This is a genomic window from Lysobacter terrae (assembly GCF_054782215.1).
Genome location: NZ_BAAGSX010000008.1, coordinates 674,559 through 697,045 on the forward strand (window position 1 = coordinate 674,559; position 22,487 = coordinate 697,045).

At 66.9% G+C, this 22,487-nt stretch carries 20 protein-coding genes; 13 read left to right on the forward strand and 7 right to left on the reverse strand.

Features of this window, described 5'->3' with window-relative positions:
- Window positions 1-545 precede the first annotated feature (545 nt).
- Entirely contained in the window at window positions 546-1,514 is a 969-nt protein-coding gene (locus ACYVJ8_RS14675) for a helix-turn-helix transcriptional regulator (RefSeq protein ID WP_460713667.1), read from the forward strand.
- A gap of 33 nt (window positions 1,515-1,547) precedes the next feature.
- Here ACYVJ8_RS14675 and ACYVJ8_RS14680 read toward each other — a convergent pair whose 3' ends face one another.
- Window positions 1,548-2,549: an NADPH:quinone reductase gene (locus ACYVJ8_RS14680; protein WP_460713669.1), complete on the reverse strand. Its 1,002-nt coding sequence runs from the start codon at window positions 2,547-2,549 to the stop codon at window positions 1,548-1,550.
- A 216-nt stretch (window positions 2,550-2,765) separates the two neighbouring features.
- Between ACYVJ8_RS14680 and ACYVJ8_RS14685 the strand changes: the two genes are divergently transcribed.
- The 9 genes from ACYVJ8_RS14685 to hslU all read left to right on the forward strand — a co-directional run bounded on the left by ACYVJ8_RS14685 (window position 2,766) and on the right by hslU (window position 12,705).
- Entirely contained in the window at window positions 2,766-3,110 is a 345-nt protein-coding gene (locus ACYVJ8_RS14685) for a hypothetical protein (protein ID WP_460713671.1), read from the forward strand.
- Window positions 3,111-3,180: 70 nt separating this feature from the next.
- Window positions 3,181-5,328: a prolyl oligopeptidase family serine peptidase gene (locus tag ACYVJ8_RS14690; RefSeq protein ID WP_460713770.1), complete on the forward strand. Its 2,148-nt coding sequence runs from the start codon at window positions 3,181-3,183 to the stop codon at window positions 5,326-5,328.
- Window positions 5,329-5,443: 115 nt separating this feature from the next.
- Window positions 5,444-7,636 carry a S9 family peptidase gene (locus tag ACYVJ8_RS14695; protein WP_460713673.1) on the forward strand — a complete coding sequence of 731 codons (2,193 nt, stop codon included), beginning with the start codon at window positions 5,444-5,446 and terminating at the stop codon, window positions 7,634-7,636.
- A gap of 64 nt (window positions 7,637-7,700) precedes the next feature.
- Window positions 7,701-7,955 carry an LPS translocon maturation chaperone LptM gene (gene lptM / locus ACYVJ8_RS14700; protein WP_460713675.1) on the forward strand — a complete coding sequence of 85 codons (255 nt, stop codon included), beginning with the start codon at window positions 7,701-7,703 and terminating at the stop codon, window positions 7,953-7,955.
- Entirely contained in the window at window positions 7,948-8,844 is an 897-nt protein-coding gene (gene dapF, locus ACYVJ8_RS14705) for a diaminopimelate epimerase (protein WP_460713677.1), read from the forward strand. Before lptM ends, dapF begins: the two co-directional genes overlap by 8 nt.
- Window positions 8,841-9,521: a DUF484 family protein gene (locus ACYVJ8_RS14710; protein ID WP_460713679.1), complete on the forward strand. Its 681-nt coding sequence runs from the start codon at window positions 8,841-8,843 to the stop codon at window positions 9,519-9,521. Before dapF ends, ACYVJ8_RS14710 begins: the two co-directional genes overlap by 4 nt.
- A gap of 19 nt (window positions 9,522-9,540) precedes the next feature.
- Window positions 9,541-10,425: a tyrosine recombinase XerC gene (xerC, locus tag ACYVJ8_RS14715; RefSeq protein WP_460713681.1), complete on the forward strand. Its 885-nt coding sequence runs from the start codon at window positions 9,541-9,543 to the stop codon at window positions 10,423-10,425.
- A gap of 268 nt (window positions 10,426-10,693) precedes the next feature.
- Window positions 10,694-11,245, forward strand: a complete 552-nt coding sequence (hslV, locus tag ACYVJ8_RS14720; RefSeq protein ID WP_460713683.1) for an ATP-dependent protease subunit HslV — start codon at window positions 10,694-10,696, stop codon at window positions 11,243-11,245.
- A gap of 95 nt (window positions 11,246-11,340) precedes the next feature.
- Entirely contained in the window at window positions 11,341-12,705 is a 1,365-nt protein-coding gene (hslU, locus tag ACYVJ8_RS14725) for an ATP-dependent protease ATPase subunit HslU (RefSeq protein WP_460713685.1), read from the forward strand.
- A gap of 43 nt (window positions 12,706-12,748) precedes the next feature.
- Here hslU and ACYVJ8_RS14730 read toward each other — a convergent pair whose 3' ends face one another.
- Window positions 12,749-14,581 (reverse strand): DNA methyltransferase, encoded by a 1,833-nt coding sequence (locus ACYVJ8_RS14730; RefSeq protein ID WP_460713687.1) that lies wholly within the window; start codon window positions 14,579-14,581, stop codon window positions 12,749-12,751.
- 100 nt (window positions 14,582-14,681) lie between these two features.
- Between ACYVJ8_RS14730 and ACYVJ8_RS14735 the strand changes: the two genes are divergently transcribed.
- Complete coding sequence (locus ACYVJ8_RS14735; protein WP_460713688.1) at window positions 14,682-15,074, forward strand: hypothetical protein; 393 nt, start codon at window positions 14,682-14,684, stop codon at window positions 15,072-15,074.
- A 521-nt stretch (window positions 15,075-15,595) separates the two neighbouring features.
- Here the strand turns inward: ACYVJ8_RS14735 and ACYVJ8_RS14740 are convergent.
- The 5 genes from ACYVJ8_RS14740 to ACYVJ8_RS14760 all read right to left on the reverse strand — a co-directional run bounded on the left by ACYVJ8_RS14740 (window position 15,596) and on the right by ACYVJ8_RS14760 (window position 20,414).
- Complete coding sequence (locus ACYVJ8_RS14740; RefSeq protein WP_460713690.1) at window positions 15,596-16,096, reverse strand: cupin domain-containing protein; 501 nt, start codon at window positions 16,094-16,096, stop codon at window positions 15,596-15,598.
- Window positions 16,097-16,269: 173 nt separating this feature from the next.
- Window positions 16,270-17,121 (reverse strand): D-hexose-6-phosphate mutarotase, encoded by an 852-nt coding sequence (locus tag ACYVJ8_RS14745; RefSeq protein WP_460713692.1) that lies wholly within the window; start codon window positions 17,119-17,121, stop codon window positions 16,270-16,272.
- Complete coding sequence (locus tag ACYVJ8_RS14750) at window positions 17,121-17,576, reverse strand: nucleoside deaminase (protein ID WP_460713694.1); 456 nt, start codon at window positions 17,574-17,576, stop codon at window positions 17,121-17,123. The genes ACYVJ8_RS14745 and ACYVJ8_RS14750 overlap by 1 nt, the downstream gene beginning before the upstream one ends.
- A 64-nt stretch (window positions 17,577-17,640) precedes the next feature.
- A complete protein-coding gene (locus ACYVJ8_RS14755; protein WP_460713696.1) occupies window positions 17,641-18,768 on the reverse strand; it encodes an HlyD family secretion protein in 1,128 nt (375 codons plus the stop codon).
- Window positions 18,765-20,414 (reverse strand): MFS transporter, encoded by a 1,650-nt coding sequence (locus ACYVJ8_RS14760; protein ID WP_460713699.1) that lies wholly within the window; start codon window positions 20,412-20,414, stop codon window positions 18,765-18,767. The genes ACYVJ8_RS14755 and ACYVJ8_RS14760 overlap by 4 nt, the downstream gene beginning before the upstream one ends.
- A gap of 110 nt (window positions 20,415-20,524) precedes the next feature.
- Between ACYVJ8_RS14760 and ubiE the strand changes: the two genes are divergently transcribed.
- The gene (ubiE, locus tag ACYVJ8_RS14765) at window positions 20,525-21,286 is read left to right on the forward strand and encodes a bifunctional demethylmenaquinone methyltransferase/2-methoxy-6-polyprenyl-1,4-benzoquinol methylase UbiE (protein ID WP_460713701.1); all 762 of its coding nucleotides are present in this window, start codon (window positions 20,525-20,527) and stop codon (window positions 21,284-21,286) included.
- 117 nt (window positions 21,287-21,403) lie between these two features.
- Window positions 21,404-22,312 (forward strand): GGDEF domain-containing protein, encoded by a 909-nt coding sequence (locus ACYVJ8_RS14770; protein WP_460713703.1) that lies wholly within the window; start codon window positions 21,404-21,406, stop codon window positions 22,310-22,312.
- Window positions 22,313-22,487 lie beyond the last annotated feature (175 nt).

Consider the following 22,487-nt stretch of genomic DNA (forward strand, 5'->3'; position numbering starts at 1 on the left):
GGGGGCAGGCGGCGCCGGTGGGCAGTCGCGACACGCCGTGAATCCGTCCATGGAGGCTTGGTCAGCGGCATCCATGCCGCTGACAGTCGCGCCTGCCCACCGGCACCGCCTGCCCTCCCACACATCTCGGGCGCTTTGATAAGAGCAAAGGCAACTCGCTGCGCTCGCTCCCCCTCATCTGCCCTTCGGGCATCTTCTCCCCGCAGGCGGGGAGAAGAAGAGCATTGACGCCGAAGTGGCGATCACAGCGCTCGCGGTAAGCGCTGCCCGATGCGATGGGGGTGCGGAGAGCGGACCAGGATGGTCCGCGGCCCCGACTAAAGGCAGGGATGCCGTCCGGAGGGGCGGAGCACCCCCGTCCCGTCGGGTAGCGCGTCCTTCCGAAGCCGATGCTTTTTGCTACAAACCGGGCAGCGCTTCCATCCGAAGCCGAAGCTTTACGATCAGACGAGCAGACTTCCGACCGTTCTACTCCATTCGTTTGCCATACTGCGTGCCCCGATGGTCTACGCCATCGCCCCACGTATCCACGCAGCCCGCCGATCATGGAACGCATCGAACGCATCCACGCCCTGCATCGCATCCTCAGCGCCGCACGCTACCCGGTGACGGTGCAGCGCCTGCAGGAGGACCTGGAGTGCTCGCGCGCTACGGTCTACCGCGACCTCGCCTACCTGCGCGATTACCTGATGGCGCCGGTGATCGGCAACGGCGAAGCGGGCTTCCGCTACGACCACAACGAGGCGCAGCGTTTCGAACTGCCGGGGCTGTGGCTGAGCTCCGAAGAACTGCACGCCTTGCTCGCCGCGCAACAACTGCTGGTCCGCAGCGGCGGCGGCGTCCTGTCCAACGCCCTGGCGCCGCTGCAGCAGCGCATCGAGAAGCTGCTGGACGAACACGCCGGCGGCCGCCGCCTGCCGGTGGAACGCGTGCGCGTCGTGCCGCACCGCACCCGCAAGCTCGACGAAACCTCCTTCCGCGTCGTCGCCACCGCAGTGCTGGACCGCAAGCGGCTGAACTTCGAATATCGCGCCCGCTCCACCGACGAGCGCACCCGGCGCACGGTGTCGCCGCAGCGCCTGACCCATTACCGCGACAACTGGTACCTGGATGCCTGGGACCACGACCGCGACGCGCTGCGCAGCTTCTCGGTCGACCGCATCAGCGCGGCCAAGCTGCAGGAAGACGCCACGCGCGACGTGCCCGACGAGGAACTCGACCGGCATCTCGCCTCGAGCTACGGCATCTTCTCGGGCACGCCGAAGGGTTGGGCGACGATCCTGTTCAGCGCCAAGGCTGCGCGCTGGGTCGCCGACGAGCACTGGCATTCGCAGCAGCAGGGCCGCTATCTGCCCGACGGCCGCTACGAACTCAAGCTGCCCTACAGCGCCGGCCGCGAGCTGCTGATGGACGTGATGCATTACGGCAGCGACGCCGAAGTGGTCGAGCCCGCCTCGCTGCGCGAGCAGGCGCGGTCGCTGCTGGCGCTGGCGCTGAGCAATTACGAGCGCTGATCGCGTCTGCGCGCTGACGCGGCAGGCACCGCGTCAGTCGCCAGCTGCGTCGGAAATCCGCAGCACGACGTTGCCGATCACGCGACCGGTCTCCACGACTTCATGCGCCTGCGCGATCTCCTCCAGCGGCAGGCGCAGTGCGATGGTGTGCTGCAAGGCGCCCGTCGCCAGCCAGGCGTGCAACCGGCGGACGGCATGCTCGCGGTCCGCCGGCGACAGGTTGTAGACGATGAAAAAGGACAGCCGCGCGTTCTTCACGATCGCCGGCACGAATGGCACGCTGATGTCGGACGCGCCGCTGCCGTAGACCACGATGCGGCCCTCGGGCGCGAGCATGGCGAAGTCCGCCGCCGCATTCGCCGCGAAGTCGACTTCGACGATGGTGTCCACGCCGCGGCCTTCGGTCTCTTCGAGCACGCGCGCGACGACATCCTCGCGGCGGTAGTCGATCACCACATCCGCGCCCGCGGCGCGTGCGTGCGCCGCTTTCTCCGCCGAACTGACCGTGGCGATCACCCGGCGCGCACCGGCGAGCCGCGCCATCTGCACCGCGTAATGGCCGACCGCGCCTGCGCCGCCGGCGACCAGGATGGTGCGACCGGCGACGCCGCCGTCGACCTGGATGGCGTGGCAGGCGGTCAATGCCGGAATGCCCAGGCAGGCGCCGACCTTGAGCGGCACGCCGTCAGGCAGCGAGACCGCCTGCGCCGCGGGCAACACGATCCACTCGGCGGCGGTTCCATCGGCGCGACCCCAGGCGGCGTTCCAGAGCCAGACGCGCTGGCCGATGCGTTCGTGGGCGACGCCTTCGCCGACGGCGTCGATGACGCCCGCGCCATCGCTATGCGGCACGATTTCGGCGAACGGCAACGTGCGCGTACGCGTGCCGGCGCGGCTCTTCACATCCGACGGATTGACGCCCGACCAGGCCACGCGCACCCGCACTTCCCCGGCCGCGGGTTCGGGCCGCGGCCTGTCGACGATCCGCAGGACCTCGGTGGCGGGTCCGGTCTGTGAATAGAGGGCAGCACGCATTCCGGTCTTCATAAGGCGGGGTTCTCGTAAAGCGGGTCGGGGGAGGGGGCGCCATGATCGGGCCGGACCGCGGCTTCAGCGGGGGGATCGTCGCAACGGTGTCGAGACCCGCATGGAACAACGCCAGGGGCCGTGGCGTGCGGCCTTCCCAGGCACGTCGCAGCCTCTGAGATGAGTCCGCGGCAGCGTAGGCCCACACCTCTTCGAGCCAGCGCCATGACCGAGTCTCGCCCGCATCGTCCCCTCGACATCGATTCCCGCATCGACGCCGTGCTGCGCTACGCACTGGCGATCGGCACCGCCCTGGTCCTGCTGCTGCCCGGCGCGCGTGGTTTCAGTGACACCGTGGGTTGGTTGCCGCTGTGGTTGCTGGTGATGCCGGCGATGGCCTTGTGGGCGCTGCGGGGCTTCCCGCTGCCCCGACGGAGCGAGGGCGAGCAGGTGTCCATGCGCCGCCGCCGGATCGGACCGCAGGCGCGGCGGCGTTCGCGGCCGTCTTCACTGCCCATTTCGCTGATTTCACGGCCTGTGCGGACTCAGGCGTATCGCGGCGCAGCATGACCTCGGGCACGGCGTGGGCGCTCGGGGGCTGTGCTAGCGTGCGGGCCTTTCCACCATCCGCCGCATGCCCATGCTTCCACTGCGCAAGGCCCGCAAGGCCGTAAAAAACGCGGCATTCTCCGCGCTGCTGACGGCCTCCGTGGCCGCGACCCTGGGCGCCGCCCACGCCGAGGACGCCCCGAAGATGAAAGACCCTGCCGATCCGTTCGCCTGGCTGGAAGAGGTCGAAGGCAGCCACTCCCTTGAATGGGTGCGGGCGCAGAACGCGAAGTCCGAAGGCGCACTCGCCGCCGACCCGCAGTTCAAGCAGCTCGAGGGCGACATCCGCGCGATCCTCGATTCGAACGCGAAGATTCCCGGCGTCGAGAAAATCGGCGCCTACTACTACAACTTCTGGAAGGACGCGCAGCACCAGCGCGGCCTGTGGCGCCGCACCACGCTGGAGGAATACCGCAAGCCCGAGCCGCAGTGGGAAACCGTGCTCGACCTCGACGCGTTGAACACCGCCGAGAACGCGCAATGGGTCTGGCACGGCGCACAGTGCCTGAAGCCCCAGCAGCCTGGTGCCGCCTACGAGCGCTGCCTGATCGCGCTGTCGCGCGGCGGCTCCGACGCGGACGTGACCCGCGAATTCGACCTGACCAGCAAGACCTGGGTGAAGGATGGCTTCTATCGTCCGGAAGCCAAGGGCGGACTGGGCTGGATCGATCGCGACCGCGTGTATGTCTATACCGACTTCGGTAAGGGTTCGATGACGCCTTCGGGCTATCCGCGCATCGTCAAGGAATGGAAGCGCGGCACGCCGTTGGATAGCGCGGCCACCGTGTACGAAGGCCAGGCCGACGACATGTACATCGCCGCCTTCCACGACGATACGCGCGGCTTCGAGCGCGACTTCGTCAGCCGCACGCTGGCGTTCTACAACGATGAGCTGTACGTGCGGGAAGGCGGCAAGCTGGTAAAGGTCGATGCGCCCAACTCCGCCAACAAGTCGGTGCACGAGCAGTGGCTGCTGCTCGAACTGCGCGATCCCTACGAGGCCGGCGGCAAGACTTATCCGTCCGGCAGCCTGATCGCGGCTAAGTTCGACGACTTCATGGCCGGCAAGCGCGAGTTCACCACGCTGTTCGCGCCGACCGAGCGCACCTCGCTGTCCAGCTACGCGTGGACCAAGCACCATCTGGTCATCAACGTGCTGGAAGACGTCAAGAACCGCATCAGCGTGCTGACGCCCGCCGCGGGCGAGTGGAAGCGCGAAGCCTTCGTCGGCGCGCCCGCGCTGGGCACCGTCACCGTAGGCGCGGTCGACGCGGATGAAGGCGATGCGGTGTGGATGACCACCACCGACTACCTCACCCCGACCACGCTAGCCATCGCCGAAGTGGGTCAGACGCCGGAAGTGCTGAAGACCAACCCGGTCTTCTTCGACGCCAGCAAGAACGTCGTCGAACAGCACTTCGCCACCAGCAAGGACGGCACCAAGGTTCCGTACTTCCTGGTCAAGCCGAAGCAGCTCAAGGCCGACGGCTCCGCGCCGACGCTGTTGTACGGCTACGGCGGCTTCGAGATTTCTCTGACTCCGGGTTACTCGGGCAGCGTCGGCAAGGGTTGGCTGGAGAAGGGCGGCGTGTACGTCGTCGCCAACATCCGCGGCGGCGGCGAGTACGGCCCGCGCTGGCATCAGGCGGCGCTCAAGGCCAATCGCCACAAGGCCTACGAGGACTTCGCCGCGGTCGCGCAGGATCTGATCGCGAACAAGATCACCTCCGCCAAGCACCTGGGCGTGCAGGGCGGCAGCAACGGCGGCCTGCTCACCGGCAATATGCTCACGCAGTATCCGCAGCTGTTCGGTGCGGTCGTCGTGCAGGTGCCGCTGCTCGACATGAAGCGCTACAGCCACCTGCTCGCAGGTGCGTCGTGGATGGCCGAATACGGCGATCCCGATACGGCGGACTGGGAGTTCATCAAGACCTTTTCGCCGTACCACCTGTTCGATGCCAAGCGTGCGTACCCCCCGGTCATTTTCATGACCTCGACCCGCGACGATCGCGTGCATCCCGGCCACGCCCGCAAGATGGCGGCGAAGATGCTCGAAGCCGGCAAGGACGTGACTTACTACGAAAACATCGAAGGCGGCCACGGCGGCTCGGCCAACAACGCGCAAGCGGCGCACATGAGCGCGCTGGCCTACACGTTCCTGTGGGAAAAGCTGAAGTAACCCTGCCTACTCGGGCCTAACAGCCCGAAGAGGTATCCTCGGACGGGCGCTACGGCGCCCGTCTGCCGTTGCGGCCCTCCGCCGCCATTGCGCATCGCCCAACCGGACCCCATCCATGAAGTCCACCTTCCTGCTGGCCACGCTGTTCACGAGCACGCTACTGATGACTACCCAGCCCGCATTCGCCGCCGATCTGCCGACGCCGCCCGACGCGGCCAAGAAGCCGCACGCGGTGAAGGCGCCGCACGGCGCCACCCGCAACGACGACTACTACTGGCTGCGCGACGACACGCGCAAGAATCCGCAGATGCTGGCGTATCTCACCGCCGAGAACGCCTACGCCGACACGGTGATGAAGCCGCTGCGGCCGCTGCAGGAAAAGCTCTACGAAGAGATCGTCGCGCGCATCAAGCAGGACGATGCCTCGGTGCCGTTCCGCGATCGCGGCTGGTGGTACTACTCCCGCTTCGAGAAGGACAAGGACTACCCGGTGCACGCGCGCCGCAAGGACGGCGCGGGCGTGGACGCGACCTCGATCCAGCAGGCCAACACCGGCGCCGACTTCGCCACCGAGCAGGTGCTGCTCGACGTCAATGCCATGGCCGCGGGCAAGGAATACTTCAGTGTCGGCGACTACGAAGTCACCCAGGACAACCGCATCCTCGCCTGGGCCGAGGACGATGTGGGCCGCCGCCAGTACACGATCCGCTTCAAGAATCTCGACACCGGCGAGATCTACGCCGATGCGGTGAAGGGCGTCTCGCCGAACCTGGTCTGGGCCGACGACAACAAGACCCTCTTCTACGTCGAGAACGATCCGGAAACCCTGCTCACCGTGCGGGTGAAGAAGCACGTGCTGGGCACGCCGGCCTCGGCGGACGTGCTGATCTACGAAGAGCATGACGACAGCTTCTACATGGGCGTGTCGCGCACCCGCGACGACAAGTTCATCTGCATCGGGGTGAGCAGCACGGTGTCCGACGAACTGCGTTGCGCCTCGGCAGCCGATCCCAAGGAGTTCGTCGTGCTCGCCCCGCGCGAGCGCGACGTCGAATACGACGCCGACCACCACGGTGGCCGCTGGGTGATCCGCACCAACGCACCGGGTGCCGACGGCAAGCCGGCGAAGAACTTCAAGATCGTCACCGCGCCCACCGCATCGACCTCGCGCAAGGAGTGGAAGGACTGGATCCCGGCGCGCGACGACGTCTACATCGACGGCTTCGAGCTGTTCGACGGCTTCACCGCGATCGCGGAACGCTCCGAAGGCCTGGAGCGCGTGCGCGTGCTCGCCAACGACGGCAAGTCCGAGCACGTCAAGGCGGACGAACCGGCGTATTCGATGGGCCTGTCGACGAATCCCGAGCCCGAGTCCGAGTGGCTGCGCTATAGCTACACCTCGATGACCACGCCGAACACGACGTATGAACTCAATACGCTTACCGGCGAGCGCCGCCTGCTCAAGCGCGATCCGGTGCCCGGCTACGACCCGAGCCAGTACGCCACCGAGCGCCTGTGGGCGACGGCGCGCGACGGCACGAAGATTCCGGTGTCGGTGGTCTACAAGAAGGGCTTCAAGAAGGACGGCACCGCGGCGCTGTTGCAGTACGGCTACGGCAGCTACGGCGCGTCGATGGATCCGGGCTTCAACAATGCGGTGATCAGCCTGCTGGATCGCGGCATGGTCTACGCCATCGCGCACATTCGCGGCGGCGAGGAAATGGGTCGCGCCTGGTACGACGACGGCAAGCTGTTCAAGAAGAAGAACACCTTCACCGACTTCATCGACGTCACCGATTTCCTGGTCAAGGAAGGCTACGCGGCGAAGGATCGCGTGGCCGCGCACGGCGGTAGCGCCGGCGGCCTGCTGATGGGCGCGATCAGCAACATGGCGCCCGATCGCTATCGGGTGATCCTGACCGAGGTGCCCTTCGTCGACGTGGTCACCACGATGCTCGATCCGACCATTCCGCTCACCACCAACGAATACGACGAGTGGGGCAATCCGGAAAAGAAGGATTCCTACGACTACATGCTGTCGTACTCGCCCTACGACAACCTCAGCGCGCAGGCCTACCCGGCGATGTTCGTCGGTACCGGTCTGTGGGATTCGCAGGTGCAGTATTACGAGCCGGCCAAGTACGTGGCCAAGCTGCGCGACCTGAACACCTCGGGCCGTACGGTGATCTTCCGGACCAACATGGATGCGGGCCACGGCGGCAAGTCGGGCCGCTTCCGCCGCCATCGCGAACGCGCGGAGATGTACGCCTTCATGCTGGGCGAGCTCGGGCTGGCGAAGACGCCGTGACCGAGGAAGTCGGGCCGCGCTTGCCGCGGCCCGCATCGCGCCATCGCCGCGCTACACTGACGCCATGAACGCAACCCGCCTCGTCACCATCGCATTCGCCATGGCCCTGCTGTCCGGCTGCGGCAACAAGGGCCCGCTGGTGTTGCCGACGCCGCCCGCGGAAAACGCCGTGCCTGCGCCCGAGAGCGCGCCGGCTGAAGCGACTCCGGTCGAAGCGGCTCCTACCGAGCCCGCGCCGCCGGCCGAGCCCACGACGGACAGCCAGACGCCGCCCGCCGAAGAGCCCGTTCCGCCTCCCGCTCCCGGCGGCCATGGCTGAAACCGCCTCATCGCCCGCCGCGACCACGCCGCGTGATCGACGCGTGCTGCGCTTCAGCAAAATGCACGGGGCGGGCAACGACTTCGTAGTGATCGACCTGCGCAAGGACGGCGGTGCGCTCGATGCCGACTTGTGCCGCGCGCTGGGCGACCGCCACAAGGGCGTCGGCTGCGACCAGATCCTCACCATCGAGGCGCCGCGCAGCGAGCAGGCGGTGGCGAGCTACCGCATCTGGAACTCCGACGGTTCGCTCGCGCGGCAGTGCGGCAACGGCGCGCGTTGCGTCGCCGCCTGGCTGCTGCGCGACGGCACCGCACGAGGCGACCACTTCGACGTTGACAGCCCCGTCGATACGCATCATGTCGAGCGGCTGCCCGATGGCTGCTTCCGTATCGCCATGGGCGTGCCGCGCTTCGCGCCCGCCGACGTGCCGCTGCATGGATTCGACGCGGCGCGCGACGAATACGTACTCGAATACAACGACGCTCTGTTCACCTTCGGCGCCGTGTCGATGGGCAACCCGCATGCGGTGCTCGAAGTGGACGACGTGGACGCCGCGCCCGTGGACGCGGTCGGTCCGCTGCTGCAATCGCTGCCGGCGTTTCCCGACAGCGTGAACGTCGGTTTCGCCCAGGTGGCGGCGCGCGACCGCGTGCGTCTGCGCGTCTACGAGCGCGGCGCCGGCGAGACCCTGGCCTGCGGCAGTGGCGCCTGCGCGGCCGCCGTGGTGCTGATGAGGTGGGGCCAGATCGATCGCGACGTGACGATCGCCCTGCCGGGCGGCGAGCTGCAGATCGCCTGGCCGCGCGATGATGCGCCGGTCACCATGGCGGGCCCGGCCGCATTCGTATTCGAAGGGACATTCTTGATAGGAGCGGGGTTGGCATGAGCGATGTGCAGGAAAAGCTCGGCGCGCACGAAGTCGCCGCATGGTTGCGCCGGCATCCGCAATTCCTCAAGCAGTTCCCCGATCTGGCGGTGAGCCTGGTCGTGCCGCGCGACGAAGGCCCGGCCGCCTCGCTGGCGAGCTATCAGCTGGAAGTGCTGCGCGACAAGAACCGCGAATTCGCGCGCCGTCTGCAGGACCTGTTCGGCAACGCGCAGGAGAACGAACGCCTGGCCGTGCGCACGCACCAGCTGACCCTGGCGCTGATGAAGCAGGGCAACGCCGCCGACACGCTGCGCGCGATGGCGGCGACGCTGGCGGAGGATTTCAGCGGCGACCTGGTACGGATCGTGACGTTCGCACCGATGGCCGGTCTGGAGGACGCCGATTGGCTGCAGCACATTCCGGCCGACGATGCGCGCCTGCATCCGTTCCGCGATTTCATCGCCGGCAACGAGCCGCTGTGCGGACGCCTGCAACCGGAGAAGCATGCGCTGCTGTACGGCGTACGCGCCGAAGAGGTGCAGTCCAGCGCGCTGCTGCCGATTCCGGGCGTGGGCCTGGTCGCGGTGGGCAGCCGCGACCCCAATCGCTTCTTCCCCGGCATGGGCACGCTGTTCCTGCGCATGATGTGCGAGGCGCTGGGCGTGGCGTTGCAGCGGTATGCCCCTGCGGTCTAACCGCATCTTTGACGGGCCGATGCCCTCCGCAATCGACGATTTCCTCGCCTACCTCGCCGTCGAACGGCAGGTATCCGCGCACACGCTCGACGCGTACCGGCGCGATCTCTCCGCGTTGTCGCAGTGGGCCGCGGATAAAGGCCACGGCGACATCGCAACCCTGTACGCCGAACAGCTGCGCGCCTTCTCCGCCGACGAACACCGGCGTCAGCAATCGCCCAAGAGCATCCAGCGCCGTCTGTCGGCCTGCCGCAGCTTCTATGCCTGGCTGCTCAAGCACGGCCGCATCGACGCCAATCCCGCGGCGGCGGTGCGCGCACCCAAGGCGCCACGCAAACTGCCGCAGGTGCTCGATCCCGACGAGGCCAAGGCGCTGGTCGAAGTGCCCACCGATGCGCCGTTGGGCTTGCGCGACCGTGCATTGCTGGAGCTGTTCTACTCTTCGGGCCTGCGCTTGAGCGAACTGTGCGCGCTGCGCTGGCGCGATCTCGATCTGGGCGAAGGCCTGGTGACGGTGCTCGGCAAGGGCCGCAAGCAGCGCAGCGTTCCGCTGGGATCGCATGCGCGCAACGCCTTGCAGGAATGGCGTGCGTCGGTCGCTCCACGGCCGGCCGAGGACGCGCCGGTATTTCCCGGCCGCAACGGCCCGATCACGCCGCGTGCGATCCAATTGCGCGTCCGCCAGCTCGCGCAGCAACAGGGTTTGTTCAAGCGGGTGCATCCGCACCTGCTGCGGCACTCCTTTGCCAGCCATATCCTGGAATCCTCCGGCGATCTGCGCGGTGTGCAGGAATTGCTCGGCCATGCCGACATCGCCACCACGCAGATCTATACGCACCTGGACTACCAGCACCTCGCCAAGGTGTACGACGCGGCGCATCCGCGGGCTAAGCGGAAGAAGTAGCAAAAGCCGCCCCTCATCCGCCCCTTCGGGGCACCTTCTCCCCGCGATGCGGGGAGAAGGGGTTTCTCTATTCCCTCGCCCGCTTGCGGGGAGAAGAGAGCTGCAATTCCCTCGCCCCGCTTGCGGGGAGAGGGACAGCGTTGCGTAGCAACGCAGGGTGAGGGGACGTAACGGCAAGCAGGATGAAGCCCACCCCCGCCATGACTTCCGTCCGCCTTGAACCCCCTCACCGCGGCCCCCAACTCCCTGGAACCCCACGGAGAACCCCATGGACCCCAGCCGCAATCCCGACGTCTTCCACGCTACGACTATCGTGTCCGTGCGCCGCGACGGCCACGTCGCCGTCGCCGGCGACGGCCAGGTCACGCTCGGCCACACGGTGATGAAATCGAACGCGCGCAAGGTGCGCCGCCTCGGCCGCGACGGTCAGGTGCTGGCCGGCTTCGCCGGCGCCGCCGCCGATGCGTTCACCCTGTTCGAACTGTTCGAAGCCAAGCTCGAGAAATACGGCCAGCTCACACGTGCCGCGGTAGAGCTGGCGAAGGAATGGCGCACCGAGCGCCGCCTGGGCAAGCTCGAAGCCCTGCTGATCGTCGCCGACAAGGAAACCTCGCTGATCGTCGGTGGCACCGGCGACGTGATCGAACCCGAAGACGGCATCGTCGCGATCGGCTCCGGCGGACCGTACGCCTTGTCGGCCGCGCGTGCGCTCGCCGCACACACCACCATGGATGCGAAATCGATCGCGGCCGAGGCGCTCAACATCGCCGGCGATATCTGCATCTATACGAATCGGAACATCGTGGTGGAAGAGCTGTAAGCGACGACGCCCACGCCAGCAATCCTTCGTTCTCACTCCCTCATCATCGCCTTCCCCCCGCCATGCCCCAAAAACTCGACTCCAACCAAGCCACGATGACCCCCCGCGAAATCGTGCAGGAACTCGACAAGCACATCGTCGGTCAGCAGGCCGCCAAGCGCGCCGTCGCCATCGCGCTGCGCAACCGCTGGCGCCGCATGCAACTGGCGCCGGAACTGCGCGACGAGGTGATGCCCAAGAACATCCTGATGATCGGCCCCACCGGCGTGGGCAAGACCGAGATCGCGCGCCGCCTGGCCACGCTGGCCAACGCGCCGTTCGTGAAGGTCGAAGCCACGCGCTTCACCGAAGTGGGTTACGTCGGCAAGGACGTCGAACAGATCGTGCGCGACCTCGCCGACACCGCGGTGAAGATGTATCGCGAACAGGCCAAGCAGCGCGTGCGCACCCAGGCCGAGGAGCGCGCGGAGGATCGTGTTCTCGAAGCGTTGCTGCCGCGCCGCGCGGTGACGCTGTTCGGCTTCCAGGGCGATCCCGAAGGCGTGCAGAACGACGCGCCGCCCAAGGAATCCGAGACCGACGACAAAACCCGCAGCAAGCTGCGCAAGCAACTGCGATCGGGCGAACTGGACGATCGCGAAATCGAGATCGACTTCGCCGTCAACGTCGGCGTCGACATCATGGCGCCGCCGGGCATGGAGGAAATGGGGCAGCAGCTGCGGCAGATGTTTTCCCAGGTCGCCGGCGGCAAGACCCACAAGCGCAAGCTCATGGTCAAGGCCGCGCGCAATCTGCTGATCGATGAAGAAGCGGCCCGCCTGGTCAACGAAGAAGAAGTGCGCGAAGCCGCCATCGAGGCGTGCGAGCAGCACGGCATCGTCTTCATCGACGAGATCGACAAGGTCGCCAAGCGCAGCGAAGCGGGCATGGTCGGCGGCGACGTCAGCCGCGAGGGTGTGCAACGCGACCTGCTGCCGCTGGTGGAAGGTTCGATCGTGAGCACCAAGTACGGCTCGGTGAAGACCGACCACATCCTGTTCATCGCCTCCGGCGCGTTCCATCTGGCCAAGCCGTCGGATCTGATTCCGGAACTGCAGGGCCGCTTCCCCATCCGCGTCGAGCTGGGCGCGCTGAGCAAGCAGGACTTCGTGCGCATCCTCACCGAGCCGAAGGCGGCATTGACCACGCAGTACATCGAGCTGCTGCGCACGGAAGGCGTGTCGCTGTCGTTCTCGCCCGAAGCCGTCGATCGCCTTGCCGAGATCGCCGCGCAGGTCAACGAGCGCCAGGAAAACATCGGCGCGCGCCGCCTGCACACCGTGCTGGAGAGGCTGCTGGATGCGTTGAGCTTCGAGGCGCCCGATCGTGGCGGCTCGGAGCAGGTCATCGATCGCGCCTACGTCGATGCGCACCTGGACGAGCTGGTGAAGGATCCGGACCTGAGCCGTTACATCCTGTAGCGCTGCATCTTCTCCCGCAGGGCGGGAAGAAGATGCCCACGCGCTATGCGTGCGTCAGCCATTCGCGCGCCAGCGGCATGCCTTCCTCGCGTACGCCCGGCAGTTGCAGCGATACGCCGGGCACCGCGACGCTCAGCACGACCTCGGTCTCTACGCCGAATACGTCCACGGCGCGCACGCACACGCGTCGCTGCGCGTTCTTGTAGGGCGCATCGAAGCGCGCGATCCCGGTGACGCGGCCGGCACCGCCGCGGTATTCCTGCCAGACGGAGCGGAACAGCGTGCCGTCGTAATCGGGATCCACCGACCAGTACTCGATCAGCGCAAGCGGATCGGCGGCCATCACGCTTGCCAGCTTGGGGCGATCGCCCGCAACGAGATCGACCGTCTCCGGAGAGAGCACCGCAAAGTGGTCGAGGACGACGTCGATGATTTCCGTATCGCGGCTGTCGCCGATGCTGTCCCGATACGATGCGCGCTCGCGTCGTACGGGTTCTACGCGCAGAGAGCGCAGACTGCGGAAGCGGCCTTTTCGTCCCTGCCGGCTGCCGTCGTGTTCGCCGGCCTTGTCGAGCGCGCCCGGCTGGACCGCGAGTACATCGAGATCGTCGCGCCCCAGTGCAAGCAAGGTGTCGCCCAGCGAGGGCTCGAAATTCCAGCCCAGCACGACGACGTGTTTCCAGCCGTCCTGAAATTGTGCAATGGCCCTGTCCAGCGAGGCTCGTCCGGTCACGCGATCGGGCGGTTCGACCCGCACCAGGGTTCGTTCGGCATCGCACACGCTTGCACCCAGGTTGCCCATCGGATCGTCGGCCGACGGCAGCGGCACGGCGCCGTAGGTCGACAGCACCTTCTCCACCAGATCGCCGGTGGCGAAGTCGTGGATCGACGGAGGGTGCGACGTTCCGATACGCGGGTCGATGGTCTGGTACAGGAACGGCTTGGCCTTCGCGCCGATCAGACGCTTGCGCGCGATCGTGGACGCCAGCGCGCCCGCGTCGGCGGCGATCCAGCGGCGCCCCAGTCTTTCGGCGGCCACGGCGATGGTGCCCGCACCGGCGTAGAAATCGGCGACGAGCCCCCCGTCCGGGCAGGCGTATTCGACGATCCGCTCCAGCAGGCGCTCGGGCTTCTGCTGGCCGTAGCCGGTGATTTCGGCGTCGGCCTTGCGACCGCTGCTGCTTTCGGTCCTGACATCGTGCAGGTGCGCGTCCGCGCCGTGCCTGCGGTGGCGGGCATTGGCGTAGTGGGCGATGCAGGCGTGCACCGGGGCGGTCTGGGGGCCGTGAGACCAGATAACGTCCTGGACGAAGTTCTCCTTGCCGAAGATCTCGTCGAGCACGATCCGCAGGTAATGGCTCACCGGGCCGCCGACATGGCACAGGATCGAACCGGACTCCGTCAGCAGTTCGCGCATCAGCACCAGGCGCGGCACGATCGCCTGCAGATACGACGCGACGCCGTCCGGCCACATGTCGGAATAGGCGAACGGCGAAATCACCGTCTGCCGCTTCCCAGGCGCGACGGGCAGGGCGACCCGGACGCGATAGTCGGCCTGCGACGCCGCCGGCGGATCGACATAGATCAGGTCGATCCGCCCGCGCAGGCTGGGCGTATCCTCATCACCGGCCAGCAGCGCCGCCATCGCCGGCAGGTTGTCGCCGCGGATCAGGCGATTGCTCCACTGTTCCGGTGGCGGGGCCTTCAGGCGCGGGCGCGCGATGCCTCCGACGGTGGCGGCCTGGGCGATCGGCAATACGCATTCGAGCGTGTGCAGGCGCGTGCCCGGATGGTCGTCCGACGCGGCCAGCAGGACGCGCTCAGCCTTTTGCCGCCCGTTGGCGAGGATCTTCGACAGCTGTTCTAACAGGGGCATGGGCTGGCTTCCTTTCCACCAAATATGCCAAGTAAAACTTTGAATCGATTCTAGGTCAAACTTCCGACGTGCTTGGGGCGTGCACATAACGTCCTGACACATGAAGGACGAGAAAGCGGAATTTGCCGTGCGGTTACGTGCGGCCTTGAAGGACGCGGGTATCGAGCCCCGCGCCGCCGTGTTGGAGCGGCGTTTCAATTCCCGCTATGAAGGTACGCCGGTGTCGACGCAGGCGACTTCACAATGGCTGAATGGCAAGGTGATCCCGCGGCAGGACAAGATGCGGGTGCTGGCCGCGATCGTGGGCATGGATCCACACGTGTTGCAGTACGGCGGCCGCCGCGTCGCCGAGGCGAAGACGGCCTGGGCCGCCGCCATGTCGTCGCAGGACCGCGCGATGGTCGACGCCTTCCTGCATCTGCCGCCCGCGCAGCGCAAGCTGGTGCGCGATCTGGTGACGGCATTGGCGAGTGCGGCCGCCGCTAAGGATTGAATGGCCGTCATCTCCGCGAAGGCGGGGATGCAGCGACTTAGTTTCGCTCTTGCTCGTCCAGCGACTTTGTTTCGCTCTTGCTCTTGCTCGTCATCTCCGCGAAGGCGGGGATCCAACGACTTTGGCTTTTGTTTCTGCTGGTTTAAGAGCGGCCGGCTTCGGTAGGACGCGCTACCCGATGGGACGGGGGTGCTCCGCCCCTCCGGACGGCATCCCTGCCTTTAGTCGGGGCCGCGGACCATCCTGGTCCGCTCTCCGCACCCCCATCCCATCGGGCAGCGCTTACCGCGAGCGTTGTGATCGCCGCTTCGGCATCAATGCTCTTCTTCTCCCCGCGCGCGGGGAGAAGATGCCCGAAGGGCAGATGAGGGGGAGCGAGCGCAGCGAGTTGCTTTCGCTTTTTTGCCAACGCGCCCGAGATGAGTGGGAGGGCAGGCGGTGCCTACCGGCGCCGCCTGCCCCGCCGGTGAAGCAGTTCGCTTTGCTCCTCGCAAAGCGAAACCAGCGTCAAAATGACAGGCTCACTTGCCTTCAGCTTTCGCCTGCTTGCGCGGATCATCCGCCGGATTCACGTAATTGATCTCGAACGGCCCATTGCCATAGATCTGCAGGACCACACCGTCGCGAGTGCTTGCTTCATGCCGCATCGGCGTTGGCAGCAGCACGTAGTCGCCCGCCGTGAAGGCGGCGGTGTGCGCATCCGCGCCATCGCCCATCGACAGGCTCATCTCGCCTTCGAGCACCGTCACGTACTCGTCGGTGGGATGCCAGTGACGCGGCACGCGATAACCGGCCGGGGCCTTGAGCCGCATCACGAACGTGCCCGGCTTGCCCGGGTCGCCCGACAGCACGGAGGCCTGCGCACCGCGCGGCAGCATCGGTGGCGCATCGCCCCACTGGATCGATGCGGCATGCACCATCGCATGCGTGGAAGTCGGGGGCGCCTTTGACGACGATTTAGGTTCCGCGGCCAGCAGACAACCAGGCAGCAGGCACAGGCTGAGAACGAAGGACGGTTTCATCGAAGCATCTCCGCTGAGGCGGTCCGCCGCGGGATGGATTGGAGCGTGCCGAACGGACCGGGACGAAAGCCGCCGGCCTCCCTCGGCCGGGCCTGTGCATTGTTTCCCTGGCTTGTTAATTCGGCGCGATTTAATTCGACCCGACTGCGCGGGCGCGATGCGCCGGACCCGGGTCAGCCCAGGCGCTGCCTGCCGATCCAACGTTCGCCCGGTGCCAGCACCACCGGTTGCAGCACCTGCCCGGCCTCGACGCAGACGAATCGACGGTAATCGTCGGGCGCCAGGTCGCCGATGCCGGCGGCCAGCGTTGCGCCGGGATTCCACACCACCGTGTCGGTGAAGCCTTCCTGGGCAATGGACAAGGCATGCGCACCATCGCGCAATTCCAGCCGGCGGGATTGGGTAATGGCTTGCGCCGACGCGGCGTAGATGCGGTCGACTTCGCCATTGAAGCGGACCTCGCCACGTTGTTGCGCAACGGCACCGCCATCGGCGTTGTCTTCGTAGCGGCAACCGTCCAGGCCAAGCACGCTCGCGGCGGCGATATCGTCGACGGCCAGGTACGTGTGCAGCGCCGCGGTGAAAGCGAACGCCTCAGCGCCCTCGTTCTCGATCGCGAGCGTGAGCGTCAGCGTCAGCGCGGTCGCGTCCAGCCCGATCTGCAGGCGCACGACGAAGGCGTGCGGCCACACGGCCGTCGCGGCGCTGGACCGCAGTTCGAAAGTCGCGTGTTCGCCCAGGTCGAGAAACCGCCACGGCAGCGTGCGTGCGAACCCATGCTTCGGCAACGCGCCGCGCGCGGCGAACTGCGGGAAGATCACCGGCACGCCACCGCGAATGGCCTGGCTCGTCCCGTATTGCGCACGCGCGCTCAGGAACAAGCGCTCGCGGCCATCGGCAGGTACCCAGGAGAGCACGTGGCCGCCGTGCAAAGCGACCAACGCGGTGGCATCGCCGCTGCGCAGGCGGATGCAGGGCGTGCCGTGGAACTCGGCGGCTTCCGCATGCAGTGGCATGGCGCGCATCAGTCTTCGCCGATGTCCTCGTTCCAGACGTCCGGATTCGCGGCGATCCAGTCGCCGAGCATGTGGACGCATTCGGCGTCATCGAGATCGATTACTTGCACGCCGCTCTCGCGCAGCCAGTCGATGCCGCCGCGGAAGTTCACCGATTCGCCGACCACCACGGTGCCGATGTTGAACTGCCGCACCAGGCCGCTGCAGTACCAGCACGGCGCCAGCGTGGTGACCATGATCGTGTCGTGATAGCGGCGCTGGCGTCCGGCCTTGCGGAAGGCATCGGTCTCGCCGTGCACCGAGGGATCGCCCTCCTGCACGCGGCGGTTGTGGCCGCAGCCGAGCAGCACGCCGTCGTTGCGGTACAGCGCCGCGCCGATCGGGATGCCGCCTTCGGCCAGCCCCTGGCGGGCCTCGGCGACGGCGGTGGCGAGCAGGGCGCGGTAGTCGGGCGTTTCGATCATCGGGCGTCTCCGGGTGGGACGCCATGATGCCCTGTATCCGTTGCCGGCAACTTGCTCGCGCCGCTTACTTTCCGCTCCCCGTTTCCCGCGTATCCACATCGACCACGACCGACATCCCCGGCCGCAGCCGTGCCGCCGCTTCCTGCCCCGGATCGATCGCGATCCGCACCGGAATGCGCTGGGCGATCTTCACGAAATTGCCGGTGGCGTTGTCGGCGGGCAGCACGGCGAATTCGGAACCGGCCGCCGGCGAGATGTCCTGCACGCGACCGCGCAGGCGGATGTCGCCGAGTGCATCGACACTGAATTTCGCCGGTTGGCCGACGCGCACCCGCGGCATCTGGGTTTCCTTGAAGTTGGCGATCACCCACAGCGATTGCGGCACCAGGGCCATCAGTTGCGTGCCATTGGTGACGTAGGCGCCATCGCGTACCTGTACCTGGCCGAGCTGACCGTCGCGCGGGGCGAGGATGCGGGTGTGTTCGAGGTTGATCCGGGCCAGCTCGACCGCGGCTTCTGCGCCGGCGACCGCGGCCTGCAATGCGTTCTGGTTCACCGCCACCGTACGTACGTTCTGCTGCGCGGCATCGAGCGCCGCCTTCGATTGATTGAGGCCGGCTACCGCCTGCGCGTTGGCGGCGTATGCGGTATCCAGATCCTGCGCCGACAACAGCTTGTCGCGCGCGAGTTGGTCGGTGCGGTGCAGGGTGGCCGCAGTCCGCACGTGCAAGGCATCGTTGCTGGCGATGCTCGCGCGCACTTGCGCCACGCTGGCTTGCGCACTGCGCAGCTGCTGCGTCCAGTTCGACAGGCTGGCGCGCGCGGCCTGCAATTGCGCATTGGCCTGATCGAGTTGCTGGCGATAGGTGCGATCGTCGATCTGCACGAGTAGCTGGCCCTTGCGCACCTGTTGGAAATCGCGCGCCGGCACCCGCACGACGTAGCCGCTCACCTGCGGACTGATCAGCGTGACCTGGCCACGCACGTAGGCGTTCTCGGTGCTCTGGATGGCGCTGCGGAAAGGCGGCAGACGCCAGGCGTAGAGCACGATCAGCACTCCGGCCAGGCCGACCGCGGCGAATGCCAGCAGCTGCCACAGCGGGCGTGGCGGTGACGCCGGTGCGGTGCTCGGCGGCGCGGGCGCCGGCGCAGCGGGAGCGGCGGGTGGCGTGGGTACGGTAGTCGTGTTCATGGGACCGATGCCGGCGTCGACGGGGAGGGAAGCGGCGCCTGCCCGGCTTTCATGCGCAGGCGGATGCCGATGTAGATCAGCCACGCCATCGTCAGCAGCGCGATGGCGGCGATAGCGAGGTAGGTGTCGTTGTAGGCCAGCACGTTGGCTTCCCGTGTCGCCGCCGCACCGAGCGCGCGCGCGCCCAGTGCGCCGCGCAGCGCCGGGTCGGCGACCGTCGCGCCGTAGCCGGCCGTGCCGGCCTGGATGCGTGAGGCCACTTGCGGATCGAGCAGGGTCAGATGCTCGACGAGTTGGCTGGAGTGGTACTTCTCGCGCACGGTCTGGAACGTGCCGAGGAAAGCCGAACCGCACAGGTTGCCGAGGTTCTGCGTCATGTTGAACAAGACGAAGAAGCTGACCAGATACTGCGGCTGCGGAATCACCGCACCGATGCCGTTGATCAGGGCCTGGCCGATGAACATCGTGCTGCCGAACCCGATCAGGAACTGGCTGGCCATCATCTGTTCGGGCCGGGTCAGGCTGTCCGAGCGCGCATCCATCAGCGCACCCACGACCACGCAGGCCAGCGCGACCAGCGCCGGAGTTCGCGACACTCTGGGTTGGACGGTCAATGCGGAGACCGCGATCCCCAGCAGGCAGCCCGCGAGCACTACCGCGAACAAGGTGTGCATCTGGTCGTTGGTCAACCCCATCGCCTGCAGGAAACCGACCGCACCCACGCTCTGCTCGGACAGCGCCATGCGGATCAAAATGATCGCCAAGCCCAGCCGCGCCATCAGCCCCTTGCTCAGCCAGCGGGTGTGGATGAGGGGTTGGGCGCGGAAGTGCTCTATCGCCAGGCCGGTCACGATGAGCACGATGGCGCCTGCCAGGGCCCAGCCGAGCCACGGCGTGTCCAGCCACCATGCGATACGCCCGAAGGACAGCACCGCGCACAGCAGACTGAAACCGGTGGACAGCAGCGCGATGGTGATCAGGTCGACCCGGCAGAACACCTTCATGCGATCGCTCGGCGGCAGCTTCACCAGCAGCACCGCCGACAGCGACAGCAGCGACAGGCCCAGCTCCAGCAGATACAGGCCGCGCCACTGGCCGAACTCCAGCAGCTCGGTGGAGATCACCCGCGCCACTGGCGTGCCGATCTGGCTTAGGCCGATCGCGATGGCCAGTCCGCGCAGGCGCGCCGACGCGGGAAAGGCCTGGAGCAGATAGAACACACTGAGCGTAGTGAGGGCCGCGCCGACGAACCCATTGGCGGCGCGGACCGCGATCGCCGACGACAGTTCGTGCACGAACAGGTGGGCGAAGGCCAGCACCACGAACAGCACCAGGCCGATTTCGGTGAACAGGCGCAGACCGAACTGCTGGCGGAACCGGATCAGGATCAGATTGGCCGACATGTTGGTCATCACGTAGACCGCGGGCAGCCAGGCGATCTCCGCGGCGGTGACGCCCAAAGACCCTTGCAACTGGGACTGGTTGGCTGAGACGAGCGCGCTACCCAGGCTGCCGGTCACCGCGACCAGTGCGCCGATCGCCCCGTACAGGACCCGCATGCGTACAGAATGATCCGGAGTCGCTGGCGACCCCGGAAACAAAGGCCGCTCGTGCGGCAGCCACTGGCGCGGCGTGTAGTCCGTCATGGCCCCGGCGCTCTCCGCTACGGCCTTTACAACGCGCCCGTGCGCGTCGATGGGACAGCTGGCTCCTCGCAACTTACTCCTGGACTGCGGCCGAATGCGATAATCCCTGCATGAGCGAACACGACACCCCCAACGGCACCACCCACTTCGGCTTCCGCGACGTGCCCGTCGCCGAAAAGCAGAAGCTGGTCGGCGAAGTCTTCTCCTCGGTCGCAGGCAACTACGACCTGATGAACGACCTGATGTCGCTGGGCATCCATCGGGTGTGGAAGCGCTACTTCGTCGGCACCTGCCAGGTGAAGCGCGGCGACCGCGTGCTCGATCTGGCCGGCGGCACGGGCGACATCGCCCTGCTGCTGCGCGAGCGCGTCGGCGCGACCGGCAGCATCGTGCTGGGCGACATCAACGGCGAGATGCTCAAGGTCGGCCGCGACCGTTTGACTGACCGCGGCGTGGTTTCGGGCATCGAGTTCGTCGAATGCAATGCGGAGAAGCTGCCGTTCCCCGACGCCAGCTTCGACCTGGTCACGATCGCCTTCGGCCTGCGCAACGTCACCGACAAGGACGCGGCGCTGCGCGAGATGTATCGCGTGCTCAAGGTCGGCGGGCAGGCGCGAGTGCTGGAGTTCTCGGAGGTGAAGGCGGAGTGGTTCAAGCCGATCTACGACTTCCACTCGTTCAACATCCTGCCGAAGCTGGGCCAGTTGTTCGCCCGGGATGCGGACAGCTACCGCTATCTCGCCGAATCGATCCGCAAACACCCGCCGCAGGACGAACTGAAGGCGATGATGGAAGCGGCCGGCTTCGCGCGCTGCACGTACAGGAACCTGAGCGCCGGCATCGTCGCTATTCATACCGGTTATAAAGCCTGAACGAAAACGGCGGCGCGTCACCCAATCGGGGGACTTGGCATCACTCAGCTTTGTGATGCCTGCCGATATGCTCGGGCTATAGCGCTGACGAGGCGCGTCGAGCAAGGCAGTCGTTCCATGGCGGGCCTGGGTGTGTATCGCGTTCTGTCGCGGGTGTTTCCGCACTCGTTCCGGGCGAAGCTCATGGCGGTGGTAGTGGGCTGCACGATGTTGCCGCTCGGCGTATTCCTGGGCTGGCTGCTGATGCACAACGGCCCGACTCAGAACGAGCTCATCACCGGCATTTCGCTGACGGTGATGGTGACGTTGCTCGGCGTGCTCGCCGCGTTGTTCCTGCTGTATCACCTGCTCACGCCGCTGCGCATGATGGCCGATGTCGTGCAGGCGTATCAGCACGAGCACCGTTTGCCGGAACTGCCGGAAGACGGCCGCGACGAGGTCGGTTTGTTGATGCGTGGCATCAACTGCGGCCTGCGCGAAATCGACGACGGCATCCGCGAACTCGAACGCCATGCGTTGGAGGACCCGCTGACGCACGCGCTGAGCCGGCGCGGCAGCGACCGCAGCCTGCACGAGTGCGTCGAACGGGCCGAGCAGGGCCGCCCGCTCATTCTCTATGTGGTGGACGTGGACAACCTCAAGCCGGTCAACGACGAATACGGCCACGCCGCGGGCGACCGCATGCTGATCGATCTGGTGCAGAGCGGGCTGCGCTGGTTGCACGACGACGACTGGATCGGTCGCTGGGGCGGCGACGAATTCCTGCTCTGCATCCACGATACGCAGAAGGCCGCGAACGAGCGCGTACGCCAGTGGCTGCGGGAACTCGCCGCGCCGCGCGCCGATGGCATCACCATCAGCGTGAGCATCGGCTGCGCGCAATACCGCCCCGGTATCGACGCCATGCAGCTGTACCACGAGGCCGACGCGGCCATGTACGCAGCCAAGGCGCAGGGCGGCGCGATGCTCGTCTGCGACGACGGCGATCACGTGCAGTCGGAACCCAAATGCGTCGCCGGCGGTTGACGAAGGCACGCGCTTTGCTCGTCATCCCCGCGTAGGCGGGGATCTAGCGACTTGGCTTTTGTTTCTGCTGGTTTTGCAGAGCGGCCGGCTTCGGTAGGACGCGCTACCCGACGGGACGGGGGTGCTCCGCCCCTCCGGACGGCATCCCTGCCTTTAGTCGGGGCCGCGGACCATC

Coding starts and splice junctions, on each gene's coding strand:
- ACYVJ8_RS14675 (WP_460713667.1), top strand. CDS start 546: ATGGAACGCATCGAACGCATCCACGCCCTGCATCGCATCCTCAGCGCC.
- ACYVJ8_RS14680 (WP_460713669.1), bottom strand. CDS start 2,549: ATGCGTGCTGCCCTCTATTCACAGACCGGACCCGCCACCGAGGTCCTG.
- ACYVJ8_RS14685 (WP_460713671.1), top strand. CDS start 2,766: ATGACCGAGTCTCGCCCGCATCGTCCCCTCGACATCGATTCCCGCATC.
- ACYVJ8_RS14690 (WP_460713770.1), top strand. CDS start 3,181: ATGCTTCCACTGCGCAAGGCCCGCAAGGCCGTAAAAAACGCGGCATTC.
- ACYVJ8_RS14695 (WP_460713673.1), top strand. CDS start 5,444: ATGAAGTCCACCTTCCTGCTGGCCACGCTGTTCACGAGCACGCTACTG.
- lptM (WP_460713675.1), top strand. CDS start 7,701: ATGAACGCAACCCGCCTCGTCACCATCGCATTCGCCATGGCCCTGCTG.
- dapF (WP_460713677.1), top strand. CDS start 7,948: ATGGCTGAAACCGCCTCATCGCCCGCCGCGACCACGCCGCGTGATCGA.
- ACYVJ8_RS14710 (WP_460713679.1), top strand. CDS start 8,841: ATGAGCGATGTGCAGGAAAAGCTCGGCGCGCACGAAGTCGCCGCATGG.
- xerC (WP_460713681.1), top strand. CDS start 9,541: ATGCCCTCCGCAATCGACGATTTCCTCGCCTACCTCGCCGTCGAACGG.
- hslV (WP_460713683.1), top strand. CDS start 10,694: ATGGACCCCAGCCGCAATCCCGACGTCTTCCACGCTACGACTATCGTG.
- hslU (WP_460713685.1), top strand. CDS start 11,341: ATGACCCCCCGCGAAATCGTGCAGGAACTCGACAAGCACATCGTCGGT.
- ACYVJ8_RS14730 (WP_460713687.1), bottom strand. CDS start 14,581: ATGCCCCTGTTAGAACAGCTGTCGAAGATCCTCGCCAACGGGCGGCAA.
- ACYVJ8_RS14735 (WP_460713688.1), top strand. CDS start 14,682: ATGAAGGACGAGAAAGCGGAATTTGCCGTGCGGTTACGTGCGGCCTTG.
- ACYVJ8_RS14740 (WP_460713690.1), bottom strand. CDS start 16,096: ATGAAACCGTCCTTCGTTCTCAGCCTGTGCCTGCTGCCTGGTTGTCTG.
- ACYVJ8_RS14745 (WP_460713692.1), bottom strand. CDS start 17,121: ATGCGCGCCATGCCACTGCATGCGGAAGCCGCCGAGTTCCACGGCACG.
- ACYVJ8_RS14750 (WP_460713694.1), bottom strand. CDS start 17,576: ATGATCGAAACGCCCGACTACCGCGCCCTGCTCGCCACCGCCGTCGCC.
- ACYVJ8_RS14755 (WP_460713696.1), bottom strand. CDS start 18,768: ATGAACACGACTACCGTACCCACGCCACCCGCCGCTCCCGCTGCGCCG.
- ACYVJ8_RS14760 (WP_460713699.1), bottom strand. CDS start 20,414: ATGACGGACTACACGCCGCGCCAGTGGCTGCCGCACGAGCGGCCTTTG.
- ubiE (WP_460713701.1), top strand. CDS start 20,525: ATGAGCGAACACGACACCCCCAACGGCACCACCCACTTCGGCTTCCGC.
- ACYVJ8_RS14770 (WP_460713703.1), top strand. CDS start 21,404: ATGGCGGGCCTGGGTGTGTATCGCGTTCTGTCGCGGGTGTTTCCGCAC.